General features: G+C 39.2%; 22 protein-coding genes and 2 other annotated features (1 of these 24 cut by a window edge). All 22 genes read right to left on the bottom strand.

Going from position 1 to position 20,848, the window contains the following annotated elements; translation table 11 throughout:
- Positions 1 to 78: a sequence feature (ribosomal protein L10 leader region), on the bottom strand; it reaches 58 nt to the left of the window's first position.
- 59 nt (positions 79 to 137) lie between these two features.
- The 22 genes from rplA to BALCAV_RS23395 all read right to left on the bottom strand — a co-directional run bounded on the left by rplA (position 138) and on the right by BALCAV_RS23395 (position 20,216).
- Positions 138 to 878, bottom strand: a complete 741-nt coding sequence (gene rplA / locus BALCAV_RS04955) for a 50S ribosomal protein L1 (protein ID WP_326938290.1) — start codon at positions 876 to 878, stop codon at positions 138 to 140.
- Between the two features lie 73 nt (positions 879 to 951).
- Positions 952 to 1,377, bottom strand: coding sequence for a 50S ribosomal protein L11 (gene rplK / locus BALCAV_RS04960; RefSeq protein ID WP_003322595.1), 426 nt, complete (start codon positions 1,375 to 1,377; stop codon positions 952 to 954).
- A 157-nt stretch (positions 1,378 to 1,534) separates the two neighbouring features.
- Complete coding sequence (nusG, locus tag BALCAV_RS04965; protein WP_003322594.1) at positions 1,535 to 2,068, bottom strand: transcription termination/antitermination protein NusG; 534 nt, start codon at positions 2,066 to 2,068, stop codon at positions 1,535 to 1,537.
- Between the two features lie 103 nt (positions 2,069 to 2,171).
- Entirely contained in the window at positions 2,172 to 2,363 is a 192-nt protein-coding gene (secE, locus tag BALCAV_RS22690) for a preprotein translocase subunit SecE (RefSeq protein WP_003322593.1), read from the bottom strand.
- Positions 2,364 to 2,587: 224 nt separating this feature from the next.
- A complete protein-coding gene (gene rpmG, locus BALCAV_RS04975) occupies positions 2,588 to 2,737 on the bottom strand; it encodes a 50S ribosomal protein L33 (RefSeq protein WP_003322592.1) in 150 nt (49 codons plus the stop codon).
- 283 nt (positions 2,738 to 3,020) lie between these two features.
- Complete coding sequence (sigH, locus tag BALCAV_RS04980) at positions 3,021 to 3,668, bottom strand: RNA polymerase sporulation sigma factor SigH (RefSeq protein WP_003322591.1); 648 nt, start codon at positions 3,666 to 3,668, stop codon at positions 3,021 to 3,023.
- Positions 3,669 to 3,752: 84 nt separating this feature from the next.
- Positions 3,753 to 4,262: an NYN domain-containing protein gene (locus BALCAV_RS04985; RefSeq protein WP_003322590.1), complete on the bottom strand. Its 510-nt coding sequence runs from the start codon at positions 4,260 to 4,262 to the stop codon at positions 3,753 to 3,755.
- A 5-nt stretch (positions 4,263 to 4,267) separates the two neighbouring features.
- Positions 4,268 to 5,014, bottom strand: coding sequence for a 23S rRNA (guanosine(2251)-2'-O)-methyltransferase RlmB (gene rlmB, locus BALCAV_RS04990; RefSeq protein WP_003322589.1), 747 nt, complete (start codon positions 5,012 to 5,014; stop codon positions 4,268 to 4,270).
- Positions 5,011 to 5,436 carry a Mini-ribonuclease 3 gene (locus BALCAV_RS04995; RefSeq protein ID WP_003322588.1) on the bottom strand — a complete coding sequence of 142 codons (426 nt, stop codon included), beginning with the start codon at positions 5,434 to 5,436 and terminating at the stop codon, positions 5,011 to 5,013. Before BALCAV_RS04995 ends, rlmB begins: the two co-directional genes overlap by 4 nt.
- Position 5,437: 1 nt before the next feature.
- A complete protein-coding gene (cysS, locus tag BALCAV_RS05000; protein WP_003322587.1) occupies positions 5,438 to 6,835 on the bottom strand; it encodes a cysteine--tRNA ligase in 1,398 nt (465 codons plus the stop codon).
- Between the two features lie 120 nt (positions 6,836 to 6,955).
- Complete coding sequence (gene cysE / locus BALCAV_RS05005) at positions 6,956 to 7,609, bottom strand: serine O-acetyltransferase (RefSeq protein ID WP_003322586.1); 654 nt, start codon at positions 7,607 to 7,609, stop codon at positions 6,956 to 6,958.
- A 102-nt stretch (positions 7,610 to 7,711) separates the two neighbouring features.
- Positions 7,712 to 7,940, bottom strand: a binding site (T-box leader).
- 54 nt (positions 7,941 to 7,994) lie between these two features.
- The gene (gene gltX / locus BALCAV_RS05010) at positions 7,995 to 9,449 is read right to left on the bottom strand and encodes a glutamate--tRNA ligase (RefSeq protein WP_003322585.1); all 1,455 of its coding nucleotides are present in this window, start codon (positions 9,447 to 9,449) and stop codon (positions 7,995 to 7,997) included.
- A gap of 309 nt (positions 9,450 to 9,758) precedes the next feature.
- Entirely contained in the window at positions 9,759 to 10,241 is a 483-nt protein-coding gene (ispF, locus tag BALCAV_RS05015; protein ID WP_003322584.1) for a 2-C-methyl-D-erythritol 2,4-cyclodiphosphate synthase, read from the bottom strand.
- Positions 10,234 to 10,926 (bottom strand): 2-C-methyl-D-erythritol 4-phosphate cytidylyltransferase, encoded by a 693-nt coding sequence (gene ispD / locus BALCAV_RS05020; protein ID WP_003322583.1) that lies wholly within the window; start codon positions 10,924 to 10,926, stop codon positions 10,234 to 10,236. The genes ispF and ispD overlap by 8 nt, the downstream gene beginning before the upstream one ends.
- A gap of 235 nt (positions 10,927 to 11,161) precedes the next feature.
- Positions 11,162 to 12,238 carry a PIN/TRAM domain-containing protein gene (locus BALCAV_RS05025; RefSeq protein ID WP_003322582.1) on the bottom strand — a complete coding sequence of 359 codons (1,077 nt, stop codon included), beginning with the start codon at positions 12,236 to 12,238 and terminating at the stop codon, positions 11,162 to 11,164.
- Positions 12,239 to 12,395: 157 nt separating this feature from the next.
- A complete protein-coding gene (gene disA, locus BALCAV_RS05030; protein ID WP_003322580.1) occupies positions 12,396 to 13,469 on the bottom strand; it encodes a DNA integrity scanning diadenylate cyclase DisA in 1,074 nt (357 codons plus the stop codon).
- Between the two features lie 7 nt (positions 13,470 to 13,476).
- Positions 13,477 to 14,853, bottom strand: a complete 1,377-nt coding sequence (gene radA, locus BALCAV_RS05035) for a DNA repair protein RadA (RefSeq protein WP_003322579.1) — start codon at positions 14,851 to 14,853, stop codon at positions 13,477 to 13,479.
- Between the two features lie 287 nt (positions 14,854 to 15,140).
- Positions 15,141 to 17,582, bottom strand: a complete 2,442-nt coding sequence (gene clpC, locus BALCAV_RS05040) for an ATP-dependent protease ATP-binding subunit ClpC (protein WP_003322578.1) — start codon at positions 17,580 to 17,582, stop codon at positions 15,141 to 15,143.
- A gap of 18 nt (positions 17,583 to 17,600) precedes the next feature.
- Positions 17,601 to 18,677 (bottom strand): protein arginine kinase, encoded by a 1,077-nt coding sequence (locus tag BALCAV_RS05045; RefSeq protein ID WP_003322577.1) that lies wholly within the window; start codon positions 18,675 to 18,677, stop codon positions 17,601 to 17,603.
- Between the two features lie 4 nt (positions 18,678 to 18,681).
- Positions 18,682 to 19,206, bottom strand: a complete 525-nt coding sequence (locus BALCAV_RS05050) for a UvrB/UvrC motif-containing protein (protein ID WP_040323647.1) — start codon at positions 19,204 to 19,206, stop codon at positions 18,682 to 18,684.
- A 19-nt stretch (positions 19,207 to 19,225) separates the two neighbouring features.
- Positions 19,226 to 19,699 carry a CtsR family transcriptional regulator gene (locus BALCAV_RS05055; protein WP_003322575.1) on the bottom strand — a complete coding sequence of 158 codons (474 nt, stop codon included), beginning with the start codon at positions 19,697 to 19,699 and terminating at the stop codon, positions 19,226 to 19,228.
- A 250-nt stretch (positions 19,700 to 19,949) separates the two neighbouring features.
- Positions 19,950 to 20,216 (bottom strand): DUF418 domain-containing protein, encoded by a 267-nt coding sequence (locus BALCAV_RS23395; RefSeq protein ID WP_081939213.1) that lies wholly within the window; start codon positions 20,214 to 20,216, stop codon positions 19,950 to 19,952.
- Positions 20,217 to 20,848: the final 632 nt, after the last annotated feature.

The raw sequence follows: 20,848 nt of genomic DNA on the forward strand, positions 1-20,848 counted from the left end.
AGAATCTATATCGCTTACCTCGGTAGGATGATTAAGCGTGAACGCCCCTACTGTCTACGGTATGAATGTTTAAATTTATTTATTATGCCTTAGCACACTCCTAAGAGTATACGTGGACTCAAATAAAATGTCAACAATTATTTTGTTAACGCAGTTGCATTAACACGAACTCCAGGACCCATTGTTGAAGCAACGGTTACGTTTTTCACGTAAGTACCTTTTGCTGCCGCTGGTTTAGCTTTCATTAAAGTATCAATGATTGTTTTGAAGTTCTCTACTAATTTTCCTGTTTCGAACGACACTTTACCAATTGGTACGTGAATGTTACCAGCTTTATCAACACGGTATTCAACTTTACCTGCTTTGATTTCGTTAATCGCTTTCGTCACATCAAATGTAACTGTTCCCGTTTTAGGGTTTGGCATTAAGCCTTTTGGTCCAAGAACACGACCAAGCTTACCAACTTGAGCCATCATGTCAGGAGTTGCAACGATTACGTCAAACTCAAACCAACCTTGGTTGATCTTGTTAATGTAATCTTCGTCTCCAACATAATCCGCGCCAGCTGCTTCAGCTTCTTTAGCTTTTTCACCTTTAGCGAAAACTAATACAGATTGAGTTTTACCTGTTCCGTTTGGAAGTACAACAGCACCACGGATTTGTTGATCCGCTTTTTTAGGATCTACTCCAAGGCGTACAGCTACTTCAACAGTCTCGTCAAATTTAGCTGTTGCTGTTTTTTTAACTAATTCAACTGCTTCTTCAACTAAGTAAGATACGTCGCGATCAACTAGTTTTAAAGCATCTTGATATTTTTTACTTTTTTTAGCCATGCTAATTTCCTCCTCGAATGTGGTTTTAGCGGTAGGACCTCCCACTATGAAAGGTTGCGAACCTAATAAATTAGGATATGAGGGTGACCCTCAATCGCAACCTCACGAGTCTTACCAATTAATCTTCAATCACAATACCCATGCTACGCGCAGTACCTTCTACCATGCGCATTGCTGCTTCAACATCAGCTGCATTTAAATCAGGCATTTTTGTTTCAGCAATCTCGCGTACCTTATCACGCTTGACTGTTGCAACCTTATTACGGTTTGGCTCACCAGAACCAGACTCAATACCTGCCGCTTTCTTAAGTAGAACTGCAGCCGGTGGAGTTTTCGTAATAAATGTAAACGAACGGTCTTCAAATACCGTAATTTCAACCGGAATAATTAGACCAGCTTGATCTGAAGTACGAGCGTTAAACTCTTTACAGAATCCCATGATATTAACACCTGCTTGACCTAATGCAGGACCAACTGGTGGTGCTGGATTTGCTTTTCCAGCAGGAATTTGCAACTTAACCATTTTAATTACCTTTTTCGCCACGTGACACACCTCCTTAGTCCGTGATGTGGTATCCGGGTTTCACCCTCCCACTCAAAAAACGGATGCATTCAAGCACCCGATTGGCTCATGTAAATAAACCACTATCAACCATGAAGATTTTATCACCTTCATCGATTAATTTCAAGTTTTTTTCAAATTAAATCTTTTCCACTTGACTAAATTCAAGTTCAACCGGTGTTTCACGACCGAACATATTCACATGAACTTTCAGTTTTTGTTTGTCCGCTAGAATTTCTTCAATAGAACCAACAAAATTCGCGAATGGACCTTCCTTCACCTTAACCGACTCTTTTAACTCAAAGTCAATTTCAGCTTTTGGTTCATCGACACCCATTTGGCGTAAGATACGATCCACTTCATCCGGCATAAGCGCCGTCGGTTTTGAACCAGCTCCCGCCGAACCAACAAACCCTGTTACACCAGGTGTATTTCGCACAACATACCAAGAGTCATCAGTCATTGCCATTTCAACAAGGACATATCCTGGGAATACTTTACGAGAAACCGTTTTAGTTTTCCCGTTCTTCACTTCAGTTTCTTCTTCAACAGGAACTAAAACGCGAAAGATCTTGTCAGTCATCTCCATTGATTCAAGACGCTTCTCTAAATTCGCTTTTACTTTATTTTCATACCCCGAGTACGTATGAACAACATACCAGTTTTTTTCCATGCTTTTTAGGACGGTAGTGTCCTTCCCTCCTCATAAAGTTTAAAAGAGACTGGCTCATCAACATTAAAGCTCAAATGAGTCCAATCACTCTTAAACCACCTTATTAGCGAACCAATTGTTCCACAATAGCTGAAATACCTAAATCTACAAGCCAAAAGAATATAGACATAATCAATACAGTTGTAACAACAACAATTGTATAACGGGTGAGTTCCTTCCTTGTTGGCCAAGAAACTCTTTTCATTTCACGAACTACACCACCAAAAAAATTGCCACTACTTTTCTCACTTGCCAAACGAGACACCTCCAGCACACCAATCAATATAGACAAAAGAAAGCTCATCTATTCCGATTTACGCATATTTTTATTGTGATAGTTTCTTGCATTTTTAGTATAAAAGAGACTTATTTCTCTCCACCTTCAAAGGGCTAAGTTGCTCCTCAAAAAGAAATAAGTCTATATCTGGCTCATACAAAACCTTCAAGATAAAGAAGAATCTTTCTAAAAAGAAATGTCTCTTACTTCGTTTCGCGATGAAGTGTATGTTCATTACAAACTTTACAAAACTTCTTCATCTCAATTCGATTCATATGAGTTTGTTTATTTTTGTTTGTTGAATAATTACGAGATTGACAGATACTGCAGGCAAGTGCCACTTTAGTCGTCATCGTCTGCCACCTCCTAATAGATCGTACATACACACATTTTCACTCTAGCACAGCTAAAATTGAGTGTCAATTCAATCTCCAAATTAATAGAGATTTACTTTATTAAATTAAGAGCCGGTAAGTAGAGAGGAAAAAAAACTTCGAAAAACTCTGAGTGTTAAAATAGGGTTACATAGTTAGCTGCATACCCTTCGCGTTCCGTGGGTGAGTCGGGAGCCTCACTGTCCTTAACGCTTTTAACAAAAACGGTACCTGCTCAACTAACAGGTACCGGTCTTAATTCTTATAAAGTAACACCTTTTAATTCAACATATCGCTCTAGTTTCCTCTTTACTCTTTGCAAGGCATTATCAATGGATTTGACATGCCGGTTTAAATCTTCTGAAATTTCTTGATAGGTTCTTCCGTCTAAATAGAGCATCAAAACCTGTTGTTCCAAATCACTTAAGATCTCACCCATTTTTAATTCAATATCAGCAAATTCTTCTTGATTAATAAGTAACTCTTCAGGATTCGTTACACGTGTTCCACAAATTACGTCGAGTAGTGTACGGTCGGATTCTTCGTCATAAAGGGGCTTGTCCAATGATACATACGAATTTAACGGGATATGCTTTTGTCTTGTCGCCGTTTTAATCGCCGTAATAATTTGCCTTGTTACACATAATTCTGCAAAAGCTTTAAACGATGATAATTTCTCGCCATTAAAATCGCGAATCGCTTTGTAGAGACCGATCATTCCTTCTTGCACAATGTCTTCGTGATCAGCACCAATCAGAAAATAAGAACGTGCTTTAGCTCTGACAAAATTTTTGTACTTGTTGATTAAATACTCAAGTGCCGCTCCATTACCTAAACGTGCTTGTCCTACTAATTGGTCATCATCAAACTGATCTAAATTCGGCTTTACTGCAGTTTCTTGAAGGTCCATGTTCAAAACAATCCCCCCGACCTAGGTGCTTGTTAAATTATAGAAACATTATATAGCACACTTTTCCAGAAGGTCAACTCCTCTTTATAGCCCTCGACGCCATTTTTCAAAAATTTCTGCTATCTCTGATGTAAGCGTGAGATTTGTTGATTCTTGGCTTTTCTTCGTTTTTTCGACAGCATGATGAATCCCTTTTTGCATAATTTCTGTTTCCGTTAAAAGCTCTCGTGCCGACTTCCGCAAAGCCCCTTTTCCAAATGTGATCGACTGCTCTGTAAAATCCGAAGTAGCGACATGAATCGTCCGGTCAAGGCGATTTAATTCGGAAACAAGCTTCTCGATCCGTTCATCAGCCGTTTCGTTTTTGCCTGTATAAATCACATCAACTCTGTAATTTTTATACTTTTTTCCAACGCCTTCAACCATATGAGCATCAAAGATCACTTTCACTTCATAACCTGTATAAGCTTGGTATTCAGCCATTATCTCGATCAACTGATCCCTTGCAAGTTCTAAGTCTTTATCTTTTAAAGTGCGCAGCTTCGGCCACGCACCTATCATATTATAACCATCAACTAACAGAATATCTTTCATTGCCTTCAATGACCTAGCGGGTTTCTTTTTCTGTATACTTCATACATTAATAAGCTCGCCGCTACAGAAGCATTCAATGATGTGACTTGTCCAACCATCGGAATTTGAATCAAGAAGTCGCACTTCTCTTTAATCAACCGACTGATTCCTTTGCCTTCACTCCCTATAACAAGGCCAACAGGCATATCATAGGAAGCTTGTCTATAATCTTCGCTGCCTTTTGCATCTGTACCGACAAACCATAAACCACGCTTCTTTAAGTCTTCCATCGTTCTCGCCATATTCGTCACCCGAACAACTGGGATATACTCAATCGCTCCAGTCGACGCTTTCGCAACCGTTTGGGTTAAACCAACAGCACGCCGTTTCGGAATAATCACACCATGAGCACCAACAGCATCGGCGGTCCTTAAAATCGAACCTAAGTTATGAGGATCCTCTAATTCATCTAGTAATAAGAAAAAAGGTTCTTCATTACGAGATTGTGCCAAAGCAAATAAATCATCGAGCTCCTTATATTCATAAGCTGCAATCGACGCGACAACCCCTTGATGATTCGTTGTGCTCACAAGCTGCTCTAACTTTTTTTTAGGTGCCTGCTGCACAAGTATTCCATTCTGTTTCGCAAGCTCCATCACTTTAGTCATTTGTCCTTTTTGAGAACCTTCTGCAATCCAAATTTTATTAATTGTATGACCTGAACGTAATGCTTCTATAACGGGATTTTTCCCAACAATAAATTCTTCACTCACTTGGCTGCACCTCCTTCTTTTTCTTGCAGTAGCTCAAGCATCTTTGCCACAACCTCATCTAAACGGCTTGTCTCCTCTTGTAAATATAAATAGCCAAGAATCGCTTCAAAAGCCGTTGCATAACGATACGTTTGTACGTCCGTATTCTTTGGCACCGACCCCGACCTTGCATTACGACCACGTCGCACAACTGCAAGCTCAGCTTCTGAAAAAAAGTTATCATCGATCATTTGATGAACAACGGCCGCCTGTGCTTTTGCTGATACAAAACTCGTCGCTTCCTTATGCAGCTGATGGGGGCGTACTTTCCCTTGAGCAATCAAGTGGTAGCGAATATACATTTCTAAGACCGCATCGCCCATATAAGCAAGGGCGAGCGGGTTTAATTGTTTTAAATCAATATTTGGTTCAATTAACTTCATATTATCCTCGTTTCCACCGTACACCTTGAGCCGTATCTTCTAAAATAATCCCTTTTTCTTTTAAGAAATCACGAATTTCATCTGCTCGAGCAAAGTTTCGTGCGATACGAGCCTCATTTCTCTCTTCAATTAAGTCATCAATCTCAGCATCAAGCATTTCTGCCTCTTCTGCTAAACTAATCCCTAACACAGCTGATAATTCATCAAGCATTTCTATAAAGGCTTGCAAGATTTTTTTAGATGTTTGCTCTTCTCGTAAATAACGATTGGCTTCTTTTGCCAAATCAAATAACACAGAAATTCCATTAGCCGAGTTAAAGTCGTCATCCATTTCTTCAATAAAACGACCTTTTGCTTTTTCTATCTTTTCGAGCCAATCCCCTACTTCACCAAAGTCAGCGGATTGTTTAAAACGATGCTCCAAACTTTCCCTTGCACCTTTTAAACGTTCTAAACCTCTTTTTGCTCCCTCTAAAAGCTCGTCACTGAAATTAATTGGACTACGATAATGAGCCGTTAGCATAAAAAATCGGATGACTTCTGGTGAATGCTGTTGAATCATGTCATGAGCCAAAACAAAATTTCCTAGTGATTTCGACATTTTTTCATTATCAATATTAATAAATCCATTGTGTAACCAATAATTGGCCATCGTTTTTCCTGTTAAAGCTTCTGACTGAGCAATTTCATTTTCGTGATGCGGGAACGTTAAATCCTGGCCGCCAGCATGAATGTCGATCGTATCCCCTAAATATTTTTTGACCATCGCTGAGCATTCAATATGCCAGCCTGGTCTTCCGTCCCCCCACGGACTCTTCCATGAGATTTCTCCTGCCTTTGCATCTTTCCATAAAGCAAAATCAAGTGGATCTTCTTTTCTCGCGTCGACTTCTACTCTCGAACCTGATCGTAAATCGTCAATCGACTGGGAAGAAAGTTTTCCGTAACCTTTAAATTTTCTCGTTCTAAAATAAACATCCCCATCTGCCTCATAAGCGTACCCTTTATCAACTAATTGCTTAATAAAGTCAATAATTTCAGGAATCGTTTCCGTTACTCTCGGGTGATGGTCCGCTTCCTTTACCCCTAAAGCACATGTATCTTCATGGTAAGCCTGGATAAAACGATTTGCTACTTCAAATACATCCTCACCTAATTCATGGGCAGCTCGAATGATTTTATCATCCACATCAGTAAAATTTGAAACAAAATGCACGTCATAGCCGCGATATTTCAAATAATTTCGTACGACATCATAAACGATCGGTGGTCTTGCATTCCCGATATGAATATAATTGTAGACAGTGGGTCCACAAACATACATTTTTACCTTGCCCTCTTCCATCGGTACAAATGTTTCTTTCTTTTTTGTTAAACTATTATAAAGTTTGATCGACATACGACCTTCTCCTTTTAATTAAAATACCTGTCTCTTTATCAATGCCTCAAAGTGTTCCACTTCTATTTACATCCTCGACATTTGCCTATAATATATTCTTTCTTACCTATTATGTTCTCATTAAGAATTATTTTTTCTTTCTTGCCCTAACTCTTTTTTTAATTTCGAGATTTCGTCTTCTAACTCTTTCAATTTATCTGCGACTGGGTCTGGTAGCATATGATGATTTAAGCTTTTCACGACCTTGATTCCATCTTGAACAACAATCTTACCAGGGATCCCGACAACCGTTGAATTCGCCGGTACTTCATTAAGCACAACTGAGCCAGCTCCAATTCGTGCATTCTCTCCGATTGTAAAAGATCCAAGAACTTTAGCGCCAGAGGCAATGAGCACTCCATCCTCTACAGTTGGATGACGCTTGCCTTTTTCTTTCCCTGTACCACCTAAAGTCACCCCTTGATAGATGGTTACATTATTTCCAATTTCACACGTTTCACCAATCACAACTCCCATACCGTGATCAATAAACACTCGTTGCCCAATGACTGCACCTGGATGAATTTCAACCCCTGTAATAAAACGATTCAATTGTGATAACAAACGACCAATGAAATAAAACTTTTTCTTCCATAGCCAGTGAGCGAAACGATGCATCCAAATTGCATGGACTCCTGAATAGGTGAAAACCACTTCAAACCGACTACGTGCGGCAGGATCTTGGTCAAAAACAACATCTATATCATTTAATAGAGTTTGAAACTTTTTTTTCATCTCCACTCATCCCCCATTATAAGCAAAGCGTTTAGTTTAATTTATTTGGTGACGCTTATCTCCTCTAAAAGTCAAAAAGCACCTCTATGCACTATTATTGTGCACAGAGGCGCTAACGCGCGGTCCCACTCTGTTTCAATAATGCCACAAGCTCCGGCACTATTTTTCTCAACTTTGCGTATAACGTCGCAACACGCTTTTCCCTACTTCATTTCAAGAAAAGGCTCAAGGGTGCATTTTCGGAAGCTTCTACTTAAATCACTTTCAGCCATGGTGATTCTCTCTTTCAAGTTAGAAAAGACTTCTTACTTTTCCCTCTCAACACGTTGTTCTATCAAACTCTAGAATGACAAATAATCACAGTCTATGTCATTTTGATTAAATGTTATACTAATTTTTTCAATCTTGCTACAACTATTTCTTTGCCAAGAAGCTCAATTGAATCATCAAGCTCACGACCATGGGTTTGACCTGTTGTAGCGACACGAATTGGCATAAATAATTTCTTTCCTTTTTGCCCAGTCGCTTTTTGGGTTGCTTTGATCGCACTTTTAATATTCGCAGCCACAAATTCCTCTAATTGTTCCAACTCATTTAAAAAGGCTTGCATCACTTCTGGAACTTGCTCTTCATTAAGAACAGCTTGTGCTTCTTCATTATACTCAATTTCCTCTTTAAAGAACAACTCTGTCAACTCTACAATTTCAGCACCATAGTGAAGTTGCTCTTGATAAAGTCCAACAAGACGTTTCACCCACTGAGTTTGTTCAGCACTCATCACCTCAGGAAGACGACCCGCTTTCACTAAATGGGGCACAGTCAATTCAAGAACTTCATCCAAATCAGCTTTTTTCATATACTGATTATTCATCCAAGCTAATTTATCTGTATCAAAGACGGCTGGTGATTTCAAGACACGCTCTAAACTAAATTGCTTCTCAAGATCTTCTAATGAGAAAATTTCCTCTTCACCAACTGGAGACCAGCCAAGTAAAGCAAGAAAGTTAACGATCGCATCTGGACGATACCCAAGGTCTTTATATTGTTCAACAAATTGAATAATCGACTCATCACGTTTACTCATTTTTTGTCTATCTGCATTTAGAATTAAAGAAGCATGGGCAAAAGTTGGGACTTCCAAACCTAATGCTTCATACAATAATACTTGGCGTGGTGTATTCGATAAATGTTCTTCACCACGAATAACATGTGTAATTTTCATTAAATAATCGTCAATAACAACCGCAAAATTATACATTGGAACGCCATCTTTACGGGCAATAACAAAGTCACCAATTCCGTCTGATTCAAAGGAAACCTCGCCACGAACGGCATCTTCAATTTTAATCACTTTTCCTTCAGGAACACGGAAACGAATGACTGGTTTTAACCCTTTCTCTTCATAAGCTTTTCTTTGCTCGTCGGTTAAATCTCGATCACGTCCACTGTATTTTGGCGTTTCACCTTTAGCAAGCTGTGCTTCACGCTCTGCTTGTAATTCTTCTTCCGTCATATAACAGTAATAAGCATCGCCTTTGGAAAGTAGTTTTTCTAAATACTCTTGATAAATCTCCGTACGCTCCATACTACGGTAAGGACCATAAGGACCTCCTACATCAATGCTCTCATCCCAATGAATACCAAGCCACTTTAAACTCTCCAATAACTTCTCCGTCGCACTATCAACATTTCTTGCTTGATCCGTATCTTCAATTCTTAAGATGAATTGTCCACCTTGGTTTTTCGCATATAAATAGTTGAATAGAGCTGAACGTGCACCACCAATATGTAAATGCCCAGTCGGACTTGGGGCAAAACGTACACGAATATCTTTTGTCATCCTTCTACACTCTCCGTTTCTAATATATGAGCAACATGCACTCATTTTACTTTTCTTATTTTAGCACCAACTAAAGGGCAATCGTCAAGTATCTCTCTTTCTTTAGAGGCAGCAGAAAAACGGTCGACACGTTAGCTTACTCCACGAGCTGCATGTCCTACACGTTCCGCGGGTGAGTCGGGGGCCTCCTCGCTCATCGCTGCGGGGTCTCCCTTCCTTCACTAATCCCGCAGGAGTCTCCAGGGAGTACAGCCGAAGCTGATCATTTGGATAACATCCTTCTTCCTGACCCTCTTAGCACTAACTAGTTTACCCTTTTTTTGCTTGTAATAAAATGACGGCTTGTGAAGCAATCCCTTCCCCACGGCCTGTGAATCCTAATTTCTCTGTTGTTGTCGCCTTTACATTGATTTGCGAAACATTGGCCTCCAGCAGTTCAGCGATGCGATTTCTCATTGAATCAATATGAGGAGCCATCTTTGGTTGCTGAGCAATGATCGTACAATCTAAATTGCCTAGCTCATACCCTTTTTCCTTCACAATTTTCCATACATCGATTAATAACTTCGCTGAGTCGGCATCTTTAAATTCTGCTGATGTATCTGGGAAATGCTTCCCGATGTCACCTTCCCCAATCGCCCCAAGGGCAGCATCTGCAATGGTATGTAGCAAAACATCAGCATCTGAATGTCCTAATAAACCTTTTTCATAGGGAATCGTAATCCCGCCAATAATAAGAGGTCTGCCTTCTACTAATTGATGTACATCAAAACCTTGTCCTATTCTAAACATCATTATTCCTCGCTTCCATTCCAATGATTGCTTCAGCAAATAATAAATCTTCTTGTGTTGTAATTTTTATATTAAAATAATCGCCTTCCACAATTGTGACTGGCTTGCCATACCATTCAACAAGACTCGCGTCATCCGTTCCTAACTTCTGTTCTATTAATGCTTTGTTGTGAGCTTGTTTAATTAAACCCACTTGAAAAGCTTGTGGGGTTTGGACAGACCATAACTCAGAGCGATCGAGTGTATCTACTACTTGTTGATTTTCGACTTTTTTAATCGTATCTTTTACTGGAACAGCTACAATCGCCGCCCCATCCTCTGCAGCCACTTCGACTAGCTCATGAATGACCGTTCTCTTCACAAATGGCCTTGCTCCATCATGGATTAAAACGATCTTCCCAGCGTCAATTTCGTCTAATCCACATTTTACACTATCTTGCCGCTCAACCCCACCAGGAATAATCTTTTTTATCTTTCCATAGTCGCCATCAATTAAATCTGCTAAAAGCTCTATTTCACCCTGATGAGCCACCAAAACGACTTCATCACACCATGGGTCTTCTTCAAATAGCGTCAACGTATGTAACAAAAGTGGGCGATTTTGCAGTTCAATTAGTAATTTGTTCTTTCCTGCTTTCATCCGTTTCCCTTGACCAGCTGCCAAAAGAATGAGACTATACCTCATTATATTCTCTCCATTTCACATTTTCTTGCTCTTATTTTAGCATGATTACGAAAAAAGTGATTAAATTAACCTGACTTGCTAAAAATGGCTCTGAATATTAGGCTGCTGCCTCCAAATGACAGACATAATCAACATCTAATTAAACATCAAAAAAAGTAGATGAAAAAGCACACTGGGCTTCTCACCTACTTTATTATAAGACTTATCTTATTAGCCCACTCTATTGTGACTCTGTTTAGAGAGCTTTTTCCAATACTTTAGGCTTGGCAAAAATCATACGACCCGCACTCGTTTGTAAAACACTCGTAACGATCACATCAATATGTTTACTAATAAAGTCTCTTCCACCTTCTACAACAATCATCGTTCCATCGTCTAAATAAGCGACACCTTGATGATGCTCTTTTCCATCTTTAATGACTTGAACATTTAACTCTTCTCCAGGAAGAACAACAGGCTTAACGGCATTTGCTAAATCATTTATATTTAGCACCGATACACCTTGAAGCTCACACACTTTATTTAAGTTAAAATCGTTTGTCACGACAATACCAGAAGTGAGCTTCGCTAATTTCACTAACTTGCTATCGACTTCATGAATCTCTTCAAAATCCCCTTCATAAATTTCAACATTGATAGGGAGTTCTTTTTGAATTTTATTTAATATATCTAAACCTCTACGACCTCGATTACGTTTTAAAACATCAGAAGAATCAGCGATATGTTGTAATTCTTCTAAAACAAAACCTGGAATCACTAACGTGCCTTCTAGAAAACGCGTTTTGCAAATATCCGCAATACGTCCATCGATAATGACACTTGTATCCAATATTTTAAGATCAGAGTCTGTCTGCGTATCATCTTTTTTCTTATCTTTGCCTAGTTGCTTTGTCACCGTAAAAACTTGAACAAGTTCATCACGTTTTTTAAAGCCAATTTGAAACCCTAGGTACCCTAACAAAAGCGTTAGAAAAATTGGAAGTATCGTACTTATTACCGGGATTTCCACTGCATTTAATGGAATAAGAAATGCCACAATAAGTCCAATAATTAACCCCATTGAACCAAAGAGAACGTCTGTTACAGGTGCTTTAACAATCGCTTCTTCAAGAACTTTAATAAACCCGACAAAATGATCAGCTAACCATAAACTAATTATAAATAATAGCAATGCACCAATGACGACGCCTACATATGGGGATGCCATCCAACCAGAACCTAAATCCAATAATTGAATAAGTTCAGGGATATAGATAAAACCTAACGTTCCACCAACTAATATAAAACATAATTGTATTATCCTTCTCAACACTTCTTTTTCACCTCCTTGTACCTATTATAGACAAGTTTCATAAATCAAAACCTAGCAAACTGCATTTCACATAAAATTCCATCTTTATCGGCATTTTCTCTTGAAAAGGACATCGTTTTGTCGAAAGGTTTTTATAGAGAAATCACACATTTTATCATTAGATATGACGATCAACGAACAATTGTTCTTGAATGCGATTTAAGCCATTTTTAATCATTTTAGCCCTTGCTTCCCCTATTCCTTCTACCTCATCTAATTCATCAATACTTGCAAACATAATATTAGCCAAATCGCCGTATTTATCGATCAAATTTTCAATAATGAGCGTAGGCAAGCGTGGAATCCGGTGGAGAATTCGATAACCTCTTGGCATAACCGACTGTTCTTGCACATTAGCCATTCGACTATAACCTAATGTTTTGACAATCTCATTATCGTCTAGCAGCTCGGGTGATTCGGCTTTAGTTAATTCACGTAATGTGTCATAGACATCGGTTTTCTTTTCTTTTACATAATCCTTTAGTAAATAAATGGCCTCTTTTTCAATATTTGAAACTAATTCATTTAGCTGCATCGTAATAAGGCGACCTTCATCTCCTAATTCATTCACATAATTAATAATTTCACGTTTGATCCTCAAAACCATTTGAACACGATGGATCACTTGAATCACTTCTTGAAACGTGACAAGCTGTTCAAATTCTAGAGCCCCTAAATTTGTAATGCCTTGATCTAAAACAACTTTATATTTCTCAAGTGTCTGTACCGCTTGATTTGCTTTTGTTAAAATAACGCCAATATCTCTTAAAGAATAACGATTTTCTCCTTGATACAATGTAATAACATTTCGTCTTTGCGAAATTGAAATCACTAGATTACCTGTTTGTTTAGCGACACGCTCTGCTGTTCGGTGACGAATCCCTGTTTCATTCGATTCAATCCCGTTGTTTGGAACAAGCTGTGTATTGGCATACAAAATTCTCGTCCCATCCTCATTTAAGATGATGGCTCCATCCATTTTAGCTAATTCATACAAATAAGCAGGCGAGAAATCGCAATTGATAAAAAATCCACCATCCACGATATTCATCATTTCATTGTTATAACCAAGAACAATTAGACCTCCTGTGTTCGCCCTTAACACATTATCAATTCCTGCTCTTAACGCCGTCCCTGGTGCAACAAGTCTTAAGACATCTTGAATAAAATCTCCCTTCTTGCGCTCATCCATTCTCCAATTACCCTCCTAACACCGCATCCAATGCTTCTTCTAATGTTGAAACTCCAATCACTTTGATATCTTTTGGAACACTCCATCCACCAATGTTTTTCTCTGGGATGATCGCCCGTTTAAAACCTAATTTTGCCGCTTCATTCACTCGTTGTTCAATTCTCGAAACCCTTCTTATCTCACCAGTTAGCCCGATCTCCCCAATAGCAACATCCATAGGGTTTGTGACTTGATTACGGAAACTCGAAGCAATACTAATCGCAACCGCTAAATCAATCGCCGGCTCATCTAATCGTACTCCACCAGCAACATTTAAATAGGCATCCTGATTTTGTAACAATAACCCAACTCTTTTTTCTAACACAGCCATTAATAAAGAAACACGATTATGATCAATTCCTGTTGCCATCCTTCTTGGATTCCCAAAGCTTGTTGGGCTAATTAAGGCCTGTAACTCGACTAAGACAGGGCGCGTTCCTTCCATTGATGCAACCACAATTGAGCCTGCTACTCCTTGAGAGCGTTCTTCAAGAAAGATTTCAGAAGGGTTTAACACTTCCTCTAAACCGAGCTCCTTCATTTCAAAAATCCCCATCTCATTCGTCGAACCGAAACGATTTTTGACCGCTCTTAAAATTCGATACGTATGGTGACGCTCTCCCTCAAAATAGAGCACCGAATCGACCATATGTTCTAACAACTTCGGGCCAGCAATTGAACCTTGTTTCGTAACATGACCGACAATAAAAATAGAAATGCCTCTCGTTTTAGCAATTTTCATAAAAGCTGCTGTACATTCTCGAACTTGGGCTACACTTCCCGGTGCTGAGGCAATTTCCTCTTGATAAACCGTTTGAATCGAGTCAATGACGACTAGGACTGGGTCCACTTCATCAATGGCTTTTTCAATAAAACTAATGTCAGTCTCTGCTAATACATATAATTCTGCTGTGCTAAGGTTTAATCTGTCCGCCCTAAGCTTCGTTTGCTTGACCGATTCCTCACCCGATATATATAAAACCCTCTGTTTTTGTTCGGCTAATTTTGATGAAAGCTGTAAAAGAAGGGTTGACTTACCAATACCCGGGTCTCCCCCAACTAAAACAAGTGAACCAGGAACGACCCCTCCTCCTAGAACTCGATTTAGTTCCACCATCGTCGTATTAATTCTAGGTTCCTTCTCACTTTCGACTTTGGTAATCGATTGTGGTTTTGCCGCTCCTTGATTGGCCGACGTTACATAGCTTCTACTTGAAGACTTTGCTGTTTGGTCAAACTCTTCCACCATCGTATTCCAACCTTGGCAACCCGGACATTTCCCCATCCATTTTGCCGATTCATATCCACATTCTTGACAAACAAATTTTGTTTTCTTCTTTGCCACTGAATCAACCTACTTCCTTGCAAATTACTTGCCTTTATTGTAGCAAAGATCTTTATAAAAAAGTTCAATATATAACTCTTTTTACATATGATGTTACTTTTTAACGAATATCATGTATGACACCTTTTAGTCTATGGCAAAAAGCCAGGAGATTATGACTGCCCCTGGCTTTTATTATAACTTTTGTACATCTTTCGGTGAGTGAACATTAGGGCTATTATTCTTTCACTGATGCACACTTATTATTCACTGAACCAATCAACTTGTTGACTTCACCTATTTACTTGTTAAACCTTTGCGTCCTCTTTTGTGACAACGTATAAGGCATCATCCTTCACATCAATTACTGCTTTTTGCCCTTTAGAAATCGTTCCTTTTAGAAGCTCTTCTGAAAGACGATCTTCCACTTGTTTTTGTAAGGCACGACGTAATGGACGGGCCCCGTACTCTGGATCATAGCCAATATCGGTAATTTTATCTAATGCTTTTTCCGTTAATTCTAGCTCAATGCCTTGCTCATAAAGACGCTTCTTTAGCTGTTCTGCCATTAAATTTGTAATTTCACGTACATGTTTTTTCTCTAATGAGTGGAAAACAATAATTTCATCGATACGGTTCAAGAATTCAGGACGGAAGCTACGTTTTAACTCACCCATTACTTTATCTTTCATATCCTTATACTCTTGACCCTCACTTTCAATCGCAAAGCCAAGATACTTATTACGTTTTAAAGCACTTGCTCCGACGTTTGAAGTCATAATAATCGCTGTGTTTCTAAAATCAACTGTCCGGCCTTTTGAATCCGTTAAACGTCCATCCTCAAGTACTTGTAATAAGATGTTGAATACTTCAGGGTGGGCTTTTTCAATTTCATCTAACAAGATAACTGAATAAGGCTTACGACGAACCTTCTCGGTCAATTGTCCACCTTCCTCATGACCTACGTATCCAGGAGGAGAACCAACAAGTCGACTTGTCGCATGCTTTTCCATATACTCGGACATATCAATTCGAATAACAGAATCCTCATCACCAAATAGTGTTTCAGCAACGGCACGGGCTAATTCGGTTTTTCCGACCCCTGTAGGCCCTAAGAAAATAAAGGAACCAATCGGACGCTTTGGATCTTTAAGCCCCGCTCTCGCACGGCGAACGGCTTTTGAGATAGAAACAACCGCTTCTTCTTGCCCAACCACACGGCCATGAAGGATTTCTTCCATTCGTAGTAAGCGCTCGGTTTCTTCTTCTGCCAATTTGGAAACAGGTACTCCTGTCCAGCTCGCTACAACTTGTGCGATATCATCGACAACCACTTCTGTATTCTCTTGTCCTTGCTTTTTCTTCCACTCATTTTTCATTTCATCGACTTCTTCTCGTAAACGTTGCTCAGAATCTCTTAATGAAGCAGCTTTCTCAAATTCCTGACTTTGAACTGCTGCATCTTTTTCTTTACGAGTCTCTTCTAATCTTTGCTCCAACTCTTTTAAGTTAGGTGGTGCTGTATAAGAACGTAAGCGCACTTTCGATGCCGCTTCATCAATTAAATCAATCGCTTTGTCTGGTAAAAAACGATCTGTAATATAACGATCTGATAGTTTTACAGCCTCTGAAATCGCATCATCTGTAATCGTTACACGATGGTGGGCCTCATAACGGTCTCTTAATCCTGTTAAAATTTGAATCGATTCTTCAAGAGTAGGCTCATTTACTTGAATCGGTTGGAAACGACGCTCTAGAGCCGCATCCTTTTCAATATATTTACGATACTCATCTAAAGTCGTAGCTCCAATACATTGCAGTTCCCCACGGGCTAATGAAGGTTTTAAAATATTTGAAGCATCAATCGCGCCTTCTGCACCACCAGCTCCAATTAATGTATGAAGCTCATCAATGAATAAAATCACATTGCCTGCTTGGCGAATTTCATCCATCACTTTTTTCAAACGGTCTTCAAACTCTCCACGGTATTTTGTTCCCGCCACAACTGTACCCATATCAAGGGTCATTACTCGTTTATTCCGTAGCGTTTCTGGTACTTCATTGGCAATAATTGATTGAGCCAACCCTTCTGCAATCGCCGTTTTACCGACACCTGGCTCCCCAATTAAAACAGGGTTGTTTTTTGTACGACGGCTCAGCACTTGAATCACTCGTTCAATTTCCTTGCTACGACCAATAACGGGGTCAAGTGCTTCTTCTCTTGCAATCGCCGTTAAATCACGGGCCAAACTGTCTAAAGTAGGGGTGCTTGCATGACTTGTTGCCCCACTTTGCTGAGAAGAGCTCCCTACTTCGTTACTACCTAATAGCTGTAGCACTTGCTGACGGGCTTTGTTTAAGCTTACTCCTAAATTATTTAAAACTCGGGCTGCTACCCCTTCCCCTTCACGGATTAACCCTAATAAGATATGCTCCGTGCCAACATAGGAATGACCAAGCTTACGAGCTTCATCCATTGATAATTCAATTACTTTTTTTGCACGAGGTGTATAATGTATCGTTTTGGATCCTTCTTGACCTTTGCCAATTAAAGTCTCCACTTCTTTTTGGATTTTTTCAGAACCTAACCCTAAAGCTTGTAAGGCTTTTGCCGCAATCCCTTCACCCTCACGAATTAATCCAAGAAGAATATGCTCTGTGCCAATATTATTATGACCTAGGCGAATCGCTTCTTCTTGTGCCAATGCTAATACTTTCTGTGCTCGCTCTGTAAAACGTCCAAACATCATTGACGTCCACCTCCATCATTAATTATCTGTCTTTTCCTCTAACAATAATCGCTCGCGTATTAATGCCGCTCGCCGCTCATCGCGTTGATCAGCATTCAATACATCCCCTGCAAACTGTTGTAAGAAGCCGGGTTGGGTTAAAATCATTAACTCATTGAGGATATTCCCTGAAATCCCTTCGATTAACCCTAAATCAATTCCTAATCTGACATCTGATAATCGTTGGGTTGCTTCTTTAGATTCTATGATCCGGCTATTAGATAAAATCCCATATGAGCGATAAACTCGATCTTCAAGCTGAAGCTTAGAATTTTCCATCAAATATTGCCGAGCCGATTTTTCCTGATGGATCAATTGTAAAACGACTCCGCGTAGGTCTTCGACAATATCTTTTTCAGATTTTCCTAACGTCAATTGATTGGAAACTTGAAATAGGTTACCTAAAGCTTCGCTACCTTCCCCGTAAATTCCTCTAACAACTAGACCTAATTGATTAATTGCCGGTAAAATTCTATTTAATTGTTGGGTCATCGCTAGAGCCGGTAAGTGCATCATCACAGATGCTCTTAAACCTGTCCCTACATTTGTTGGGCAGCTCGTTAAATAACCATGTGTCTCATCAAAAGCATAAGTTAATTGCCCTTCCAACCAATCATCGATAGAACTTGCCGTTTCTAACCCCTTTAATAGCTGAAACCCAGGAAATAAACATTGTATTCGAAGATGATCCTCCTCATTCAACATAATACTTACAGATTCATCTTCACTTAATAATACGGCTCCACACTTAGATTGTTCCGCTAAATTAGGGCTAATCAAATGTTTTTCTACAAGGACTCGCTTTTCATTTACCCGTAATTCATCCATTAATAAAAGCTCAACAGGACCAATTTTTTCATTTTCTTTCTCTTGTAATGCCTGTTCCACATGCTTCACAATCGCATGAGACTCCTCTGTAGACGCTAATAAAGGAAATTTGAATTGCTTTAAGTTCCTTGCTAAGCGAATTCTACTGCTTAACACAATTTCGGATTCACTTCCAGACTCTTTCATCCAAGGACTAATAGCTTCAGAAATAAAACGTTGGAGTGACATTAGCTCATCCCTCCTCTTGCTCATTTAATTGTGCCGTTAATTCTTTCATTTCATCACGAATCTGAGCTGCCTGTTCAAACTCTTCATGTTCAATATGTCTTTTCATTTCCTCTTTTAATGCATTGATTTTTCGTTTAAGCTGAATACTTCCACCAATTCGATTAGGTATTTTCCCTGTATGTGTTTTATTGCCACTATGGACCCTTTTTAAAATCGGCTCTAATTTGCTTTCAAAACTTTCATAACAATGTGCACACCCAAACCTACCGATTCTTGTAAACTGCTCATAAGTCATCCCGCAATTTTCACAAGTTAAATTATGAATCTGAGCTGTCTTTCCTTGTACAGGTTGCTCAAAATTTAATAACCCTGATAATAATTGATGAATAGAGAAGCTATTCGTTCCAGGGAATTGTTCCCCTTTTTCACGAGCACATTGCTCACATATATGGAATTCTGTTTTTTCACCGTTAATAATCTTCGTAAAATGTAACGTAGCCGGTCTTTCTTGACAATCTTGGCACTTCACCACTCATCACCACCTCACATCAGTCTTCGGTATCAATATACTTTAATGTGTTTAACATCGCCCTTAATAAATTAGCCCGAATTTCATCCCTATGTTGAATCGACGTCTGAAAATTCGTTCTCTCCATAACACTTAACATTAAGTTACTTTCTCTTTTCGTAATCGCCTGCTCTTCATACAAACGAATAATAATATTTTCAGCTGCTTGCTGATCAATCCCTCTACCAATTAATTGAATAATTTGATCAAACAAAGCCATCTCGTTATGAGGACGTACTTTAATGATTCTAATATAACCGCCGCCCCCTCGCTTACTTTCAACTAAATACCCTTTTTCAATCGTAAAACGAGTGCCGATCACATAATTAATCTGGGAAGGTACACATTGAAATTGACGAGCCAACTCACTTCGTTTTATTTCGACAATATCTCCATCACTATTTAAGAGAATTTTCTTTAAATAGCCCTCAATAATATCTGAAATATTTTTCAACTTCACCCCTCCCCTCTATAAAACAATTGACATAAATCTACATTTTTTGACTTTGACTATCTTTGACTATATGTACATTATAAGCAACAGCCAAAAAAAGTGCAACAAACTTACACCACCTAGTATAGCCTAACGTTTTTGGAAACATTCTTTAACTGCTCTATATAAATAACAAAAAAACAACTACTTTAACCGCTGGAGCTTTCCATATATATATAAAGGAACGCCATAACCATTCTAATGGGCCGTATTAAAAATATTTTAACCATACATAACTACCGATAAGCTGAAAGGAGAAAATAATAATACTTAGTGCTATTCCTAATCTTAAATTAATATCACCAAACAAGCCTATACTAACAAAAATCAAAATTCCGATTATAGACTGTATTAGGTAATTAGTTAAAGCCATGCGACCTACATACTTAAATGGACTTAGCCTCTTTGCCCATATTCTATTTTGTAGTAAGAATAATAAGCTAATAAGATAAAATTTATTTGGAAACTTAGTGGATATTGATGAATGGCGTTCTACTACTCACCGCTCCCGAAAATCATGCTCCGCTAGGGCACAGGATATTCTTCGTTTTCTACTTTCCATAACTAGTTCTGTCCCAGCCTCTTTATCGCTTGGCAACGTCCTACTGTCTCTTCGGTTGTCTTCTTCAGGGAAGTCGTGCATGTCGCTTTTTCTTCGATGTTTCTCACGAAGTCGCACGAAGACAACCGATTCGTCTCACGCCCACCTCCTGGTTGATTCATGAGGCTTTTTCAATGATGTCTCTCATGAGGTTCTTTTTTAGAAGCTGTTCCTCCGCAGTTGCTGCCCCTGACGGGCCAGAGCTCTTCACCGCCCGAGCCTTCTTTTTATGCAAATTAAAAACACATTCCTACTGGAATGTGCTTTTATCGCTTGGCAACGTCCTACTGTCTCTTCGGTTGTCTTCTTCAGGGAAGTGGGACACGTCGCTTTTTCCTCGATGTTTCTCACGATGCTGCACGAAGACAACCGATTCGTCTCACGCCCACCTCCTGGTTGATTCATGAGGCTTTTTCAATGATGTCTCTCATGAGGTTCTTTTTTAGAAGCTGTTCCTTCGCAGCTGCTGCCCCTCACGGGCCAGAGCTCTTCAGCGCCCGAGCGTTCTC

The organism is Alkalihalobacillus alcalophilus ATCC 27647 = CGMCC 1.3604, assembly GCF_000292245.2.
GTDB lineage: Bacteria > Bacillota > Bacilli > Bacillales > Bacillaceae_D > Alkalihalobacillus > Alkalihalobacillus alcalophilus.